The sequence below is a fragment of the Kitasatospora sp. NPDC004799 genome (assembly GCF_040609095.1).
In the GTDB taxonomy this organism is placed as follows: domain Bacteria; phylum Actinomycetota; class Actinomycetes; order Streptomycetales; family Streptomycetaceae; genus Kitasatospora.
Window position 1 is genome coordinate 1 of record NZ_JBEXJK010000432.1, and the last position, 6753, is coordinate 6753.

General features: G+C 77.2%; 5 protein-coding genes. 1 reads left to right on the plus strand and 4 read right to left on the minus strand.

The window, feature by feature from the left end:
* On the plus strand, positions 1–393 hold a 393-nt coding region (locus tag ABZW03_RS34565), incomplete at its 5' end, for a CGNR zinc finger domain-containing protein (protein ID WP_355267445.1).
* A 54-nt stretch (positions 394–447) separates the two neighbouring features.
* On the opposite strand, the gene ABZW03_RS34570 is transcribed toward ABZW03_RS34565, so the two are convergent.
* From ABZW03_RS34570 to ABZW03_RS34585, 4 genes are all read right to left on the minus strand, one after another.
* Positions 448–1419: a helix-turn-helix domain-containing protein gene (locus ABZW03_RS34570; protein WP_355267448.1), complete on the minus strand. Its 972-nt coding sequence runs from the start codon at positions 1417–1419 to the stop codon at positions 448–450.
* Between the two features lie 92 nt (positions 1420–1511).
* Positions 1512–2558, minus strand: coding sequence for an alpha/beta hydrolase (locus ABZW03_RS34575; RefSeq protein WP_355267451.1), 1047 nt, complete (start codon positions 2556–2558; stop codon positions 1512–1514).
* A 154-nt stretch (positions 2559–2712) separates the two neighbouring features.
* Positions 2713–3684 carry a helix-turn-helix domain-containing protein gene (locus tag ABZW03_RS34580; RefSeq protein WP_355267454.1) on the minus strand — a complete coding sequence of 324 codons (972 nt, stop codon included), beginning with the start codon at positions 3682–3684 and terminating at the stop codon, positions 2713–2715.
* A 161-nt stretch (positions 3685–3845) separates the two neighbouring features.
* Positions 3846–6572 (minus strand): LuxR family transcriptional regulator, encoded by a 2727-nt coding sequence (locus ABZW03_RS34585; RefSeq protein ID WP_355267457.1) that lies wholly within the window; start codon positions 6570–6572, stop codon positions 3846–3848.
* Positions 6573–6753: the final 181 nt, after the last annotated feature.

Below are 6753 nucleotides of genomic sequence, written 5' to 3' on the forward strand. Positions count from 1 at the left end.
GTCCGCGAGGCGACGACCGTCCGCGAGGCGGTCTACCGGCTCGTCACCAACCGCCGGCTCGGCGAGGCCTTCGACCGCGAGGCCCTCGCCGTGCTCAACGCCGCCGCACGCAAGCCGCCGGTGACGCCGCAGCTCACCGTGACCGGGCGGCACAACGAGGCGACCCCCGGGCAGGCGCTGGCCACCGTCGCGCGCCAGGCGGTCGAACTCCTCAGCGGGCCGGACGTCCCCCTGATGAAGGAGTGCGGCAACCCGGAGTGCACCCGGGTCTACATCGACCGCTCCCGGGGCATGCGCCGCCAGTGGTGCGGCATGGAGTCCTGCGGCAACAAGATCAAGGCCGCCGCCTACCGCGCCCGCAAGAAGGCCCCGTCCACCGCGGGCACCCGCTAGCCGCCACCGGCCGGGCCGGTGACGAACCCGGGTTCACCGGTGACGAACCCGGGTTCACACGGCGACCCCGAAGCCGGCCGCGGCGGCCTGCCACTCGCGCGGGGAGACGCCGTAGGCGGCGCGGAAGGCGCGGCTGAAGTGGCTGGCGCTCACGAAGCCCCAGCGGCCGGCGACGGTCGCCACGCCGACCCGGTCCGAGGTGCGGCGGGCCAGGTCGCGGCGGGCCAGGTCCAGCCGCTGGCGCTGGATCCAGCGGGCCACCGTCACGCCCTCGTAGCGGAAGAGCTTGTGCAGGTACCGCACCGACAGGTGGTGGGCCGCCGCGATCCGCTCGGGCGTCAGGTCCGGGTCCCCCAGGTGGCGCAGGATGTGGTCCTTCACCCGGGCCAGGGTGGCCAGCGCCACCTCGGGCGCCTCCGGGACGGACCGGCCGCGGCGCTCGTGGGCGAGCACCGCGAGCAGGTCGAGCGCGGTGGCGGCGAGCCAGGAGGCCAGCTGCGGCTCCATCGAACCGGCCGACCGGGAGAGGCACTCCAGGTAGGCGGCGACCAGCCGGGCGGTGCCGTCGCCGGTGCCGAAGGCGGTCGCGGTCAGCACCCGCAGGTCCTCCTCCGAGACGCCCCCGGCCGACCGCGGCCAGTGGAAGGCGGTGAAGAGGAAGGGCTCCAGGAGCTCCTTGCTGAACGGCCGCCCCGCGTCGGAGATCGCGAAGGTGCCCGGGCGCAGCTCCACCCGGTGGTCGCCCTGGACCAGCCGGGCGGTCCCCCGGTGCTGGAGCGCCAGGGTGAGGTGGTCCTCGCCGCCGCGGGCGATCAGTCCCGCGCTGCGCTCGACCCGCTGCGGGCCGGCCTGCACCAGCGAGACCTGGGCGACGCCCAGGGCGTGGCTGGTGATCGTCGCGGGGCCGGGCGTGCTCTCCAGCAGCCTCACGTCCAGCGGGATGAAGGTGCGGGAGACGGCCTCGTGCCAGAACTCGGCGCGGTCGGCGGGCGGGACCAGGGCGGTGTCGAGAACGACGGGGGACATCGGTGCTCCTCGGACGACGGTCGACCGGACGGGCCGGTCCGGCGGCGCGGTGCCGGGTGGGCCCACGCCCTCGCCGGGCCGGAGGGGAAAGGTCACCAGGCACCGCCGTGCAGGGCGACGTGCAGGGTGTCGAGGGCCTGGATCAGCGCGGCCCGGGCGGTGCTGGTGGGGCAGCTCGCGCCGAACAGCAGGAAGCCGTGGACGGCCCCCTGGTAGCGCATCGCCACCACCGGGACCCCGGCCGCGCGGAGCCGGGCCGCGTACGCCTCGCCCTCGTCCCGCAGCACGTCGGCCTCGGCGGTGACCACCAGGGCCGGCGGCAGCCCGGCGAGCTGCTCCAGGGAGGCCCGCAGCGGCGCGGCGGTGACCTCCTTCCGCCGGTCCGGCTCGGGCAGGTAGTCGTCCCAGAACCGGCGCATGTGGTCGCGGTGCAGGAAGTAGCCCGCCGCGAACCGGTGGTAGGAGGGCGTGTCGAAGTCGGCGTCGGTGACCGGGCAGAGCAGCACCTGGTGGACCAGCGGCGCGTCGCCGCGCTCCCGGGCCAGCAGGGTCAGCGCCGCCACCAGGTTGCCCCCGGCGGAGTCGCCGACGGCGGCCATCCGCCGCCCCGCCAGGCCGATCTCGTGGCCGTGCGCGCGGATCCAGCGGGCCACCGCGTAGCACTGCTCGACGGCCACCGGGTAGCGGGCCGCGGGCGCCCGGGCGTAGTCCACGTAGACCACGGCGGCGTCCGTGCCCAGCGCGAACTCCCGGATCAGCCGGGCGTAGCCGGCCGCGTCGCCGAGCGACCAGCCGAGGCCGGGCAGGAACAGCACGACGGGGCTGGGCTCGGCGGCACCGACGGGCCTGGTCACCTGGACGTGCACCCGTCCGGTCGGTCCGCAGGGCAGGGCGAGCCATTCCGCCGTGGTGCCGTACGGGTCGTCCAGGGCCTCGTCCGGTCCGCCGGTCGGGGACCAGGACGACCCGGCGGCCGAGGACCGGGACGGGGCCGACCCGTCGGGCGCAGCGCCGTCCGGGACGAGGAAGGAGAGGTCCGGCAGGTCCGTCGCGGACCGGCCGGCCCGGGCGTCCAGGAACTCCTGGAGCGCCCGGTCGAGCACCGGGCGCCGGTCGGGCTGGGGGGTGGGGTCGGACAAGTCTTGCTCCTGGCTTCGGTCGACGGGCACGGCGGCTCCGGGTGCTCCCCGGCCTCCCCGGATGCCCCGGCCGCGGTGGCCTGCGCAGCGGCCCGGGTGGTGGCCCTGCGCGGTGGCCCGGTCGTGCCGTTCGGCGGGCGGGTCTGCGGGCTGGTCAGCCGGGTTCGTCGTGCGGCAGCGCGCGCCACTCGCGCGGCGTGACGCCGTACGCGGCGCGGAAGGTCCGGCTGAAGTGCGCCGGGTTGACGAAGCCCCACCGCTGGGCGACGGCCGACACCGTGGGCGCGGCGCGGCCCCTCCGGGCCAGCTCGCGGGCGCAGGCGTCCAGCCGGAGCCGCTGGACGAGGCGGCTCACCGTCACGCCCTCGCCCTCGAAGAGCCGGTGCAGGTAGCGCACGGAGATGTGGTGGGCGTCCGCGATCCGCTCGGGCGACAGGTCCGGGTCGGCCAGGTGGCGGTCGATGTACTCCCGCACCCGGCGGACCAGGTGCGCGTTCCCGGCGCCCGGCCCGTCGTCGGCCCGGGTCGGCGCCAGCTGGGCGATGAGCGTGCTGAACAGGTCGGCGACGCTGGCGGCCAGCCGGTCCCCGACCGGGGCGGGGTACGAGTGCGCGGAGGCGGCGAGGACGCCGAGGAAGGGCAGCAGCACCGGTCCGCACCCCTCGGTGGGGCCGACGGCCGTCGCCGAGGCGTGCCGCAGGTCCCGCTCCGGCACCCCCAGCAGCCGGCGCGGCACGTGGAACAGGTGGGTGCGGAACCGCTCCGGGAAGTCCACCGCGAACGGGCGCGCCGTGTCATACAGCACCAGCCCGCCCGGCGGCACCACCGCGCGGCGCCCGTCCTGCGCCAGGACGGCCCGGCCGGACACCTGCACGCCGACCCCGACCTGCGGCTCGCTCCGCGGCGTGCGCGCGATCAGCGCCGCCGTCCGGGAGAGCCGGGCCGCGTCCGCCTCCAGGGTGGAGATCCGCACGTACCCGAGGCGGTGCGACTCCAGGGTGCCGTCGAACGGCCGCCCGGTGAACGGGTGCACCTCCAGCGGCACCAGCGACCGCGACACCGCTCCGCTCCAGAAGGCCGCCTTGTCACCGTCCGCGACCGACGCCGTCGTCACCCGCAAGCCCATCTGACCGTCCTTCCGCCGGAGTCCTGCGCACTTCAGCGTGGACCGCCCGCGCGGCGGGCCGGTAGGTCATCTGACTGTCGTGTTCGGGCGGTGCCCGCCGGGTAGTCACAGGGCTCGGCGGGGCGGCCGGGGCGGACCGGCCGGCCGGGTGTTCCCGCAGGTCAGCCGCCGTCCAGGGCGTGGGCGAGGGCGGCCCGGGTGGTGATCCCGAGCTTCGGGAAGATCTTGTAGAGGTGGGCCCCGACGGTGCGCGGCGACAGCTGGAGCTGTCGGCCGATCTCCTTGTTGGTCAGGCCGGTCGCGGCCAGCCGGGCGATCCGCAGCTCCTGGCCGGTCAGCCCGGTCGGGTCGGTGGCCGGTCCGGGCTGCGGCAGGGCCACCGCGTCCCCCGCGGCCCGGAGCTCCTCCTCGCACTGCGCCGCCCAGGGGGTGGCCCGCAGCCGGCGGAAGTCGTGGTGGGCCGCGCGCAGCGCCTCCCGGGCCCCGGGCCGGTGGCGGCGGCGCAGCCACGCGCCGTGGGCGAGCCGCAGGCGCGCCAGGTCGAACACCCACTGCTCGGCGCCCGGCACGGCGTACGCGGCGCGGTAGGCGGCGTCGGCCTGCTCGTCGTCGGCGGCCAGGGCGGTGGCAGCCGCGGACAGGAAGGCGTGCCGGCCGGAGATCTCCGCCGAGCGCGCCGCGGCCCCGGCCGCGAGGTGGGCCCGGGCGTCCTCGTGCCGGCCGGTGTGCACGGCGGCCGTGACCAGGTCGAGGACCAGCGTGTGGTGCCAGGGCGGGCCGCCGGGCAGGCGTCCGGGCGGGGTGAGCTCGCAGAAGTGGGCGTACGCCTCCTCGTAGCGCCGGTGGGCGAGCGCGACCAGGCCGCGCAGGTGGGTCAGCCGGTCGAGGACGTACCGCATCCGGGCGCGGGTGGCGGTCGGCCGGACGCTCCGCTCGACCTCCCGCAGCCCGTCCTCGTCCCCCCGGCCGGCCAGGAAGTGGGCGTAGTACTGACGGAACATCAGGGCGTTGGTGTGGTAGCCGAGTTCGTCCGCGATCTCGGCCTCCCGCAGGCAGACGGCGGCGCGGTCCCAGTGGCCGAGCAGGTAGTCCTGGTGGGCCCGGGCCTTGGCCACCGAGCCCTGGGAGGCGTAGCCGTGCAGTCCGGCGAAGCGCTGCCACAGGTCGCCGACCGGGCAGTCGAGCGCCGAGGCGGTCCACAGCAGGAGCCAGGCCGCACCGGCGCCCTGCTCCTCGGTCATGCCCTCGGCCGTCGCCAGCAGGGCGGCGGCGGTGTCCGGGCCCGGGGCGGTCCAGGCCCGCAGGCAGAGCCGGCCCGCCTCGGAGACGTTCTCCCGGTGCCGTTCCAGGGCGCGCCAGGCCCAGGGGTCGTCCGTGTACGTGGCGGCCAGCAGGAGCTTGAAGTACACCTGCTCGACCATCCCGCCGAAGGCCGGGGCGCCCGGCGCGGTCAGGGCGTCCAGGGCCGCGGGCAGCAGCGCGGCGGAGGACTCGAAGTCGACGTGGTGGCTCTGGTCGGCGTAGACCACCGCGTACGAGAACAGCGGGGCGACGTCCGCCGGGACGGTGCCGGCCTTCAGCTCCTCCACCAGCGCCGCGGTGTGGCGCAGCTGCCCGCCGTGGGCCGACATCACCGCGGCCCCGGTGAGCCGGCGGACGCGGTCGCCGGGGTTCGGGCTGAGGGCGGCGGCGCGTTCGAGCAGCAGCGCGCCCTCCGCCTCGCCGCCCCGGCGGGCGAGGTCCCGGCCGGCCTCCTGGAGGCGGTGCGCGAGGTCCTCGTCTGGCAGCAGCGCGGCGGCCGCCTCGTGGACCAGTCGGCGGGGGTCGTCCGGCGGCAGGGCTTCGGAGAGCGCGCGGTGCGCCTCCCGGCGCGCGGCGTCGGAGGCGGCGGAGACGACGGCGGTGCGGACCAGGGGGTGGCGGAACACGAGCTGTCCGGCCGGGTCGAGCCGGGCCAGGCCGTCCGCCTCGATCCGGGCCAGGACCTCCCGCGCGTTCTCGTCCGCGAGGGCGCGGAGCCACTCGGCGCTGCCGGAGTCCGAGCCGGTGGCCAGGGCGCCGAGCAGCAGGAGGCGGCCGGCCTCCGGCGTCACCGACCCCAGGCGTTCGGCGAACATCCGCTCCAGCTTGCGCCCGAGCGGCAGCCGTTCGGGCAGCGGGGCGGCGCCCCGCTGCTGGGCGGCCTCCAGCTGGCGCGGCAGCTCCACCAGCGCCAGCGGGTTCCCGGCCGCCTCGGTCAGGACGCGCTCCTTGGCGGGCGCCGCGAGTTCGGGGTAGCAGGTGCCCAGCAGCAGGGCCGCGTCCTCCCGGGGCAGGGCCGGGACGTCGACGGCTTCGGGCGACCAGGTCTGGAGGGCCGGCCCGTCGGGCCGGGTGGCCGCGACGATCACCACCGGCAGCTCGGCGGACCGCCGGTGCAGGAAGGCGAAGACGGTCGCGCTGGACGAGTCGATCCACTGCAGGTCGTCCAAGACCAGCAGCACGGGGGCGGTCCGCACCGCCCGCTCCAGCAGGGCGAGGACGGCGGCGCCGACGGCGAAGCCGCTCGGGGTCCCGGAGCGGACGCCGAACGCGCTCTCCAGGGCCTCCCGCTGGTGCGCGGACAGCGCGTCGGACCCCTGGAGCAGCGACCAGAAGGCCTGGTGGAGGGCGCCGAACGCGAGGTCCGTCTCCGCCTCCGTGCCGACCGCGCGCAGGACGGTGAACCCGCGCTCGCGCGCCGCCCGCTCCACCCAGGCCAGCAGCGTACTCTTGCCGGCACCGGCGTCGCCGCGCAGCAGGACGGTGGAGCCGCTCGCGCCGTCCACGGCCTGGACCAGCGCCGCGGTCAGCAGCTCCGTCTGCCGCTGCCGGCCGACCAGGGCCGGGAACCGCCTGTCCTCCGCCACCGCTTCTCTCCCTTGGGCCGGCCGGTCCGCTCGCCGAACACCCAAGGCTATCGCCGTCGCGGGCACCGCTCCCACGCCGGGTACGGCCTCGGCGCCCGGGCGGCCGGGGACCCGCCCGGGGCGGGAACGGTGCGCGTCCGACCCGATCCGGCCCGACCGCCCGCCGGGCCACCGCCGACCA

Bases quoted from the DNA above. Each gene is read 5' to 3' on its own strand.
- ABZW03_RS34570 (WP_355267448.1), bottom strand. From the start codon at position 1,419: ATGTCCCCCGTCGTTCTCGACACCGCCCTGGTCCCGCCCGCCGACCGC.
- ABZW03_RS34580 (WP_355267454.1), bottom strand. From the start codon at position 3,684: ATGGGCTTGCGGGTGACGACGGCGTCGGTCGCGGACGGTGACAAGGCG.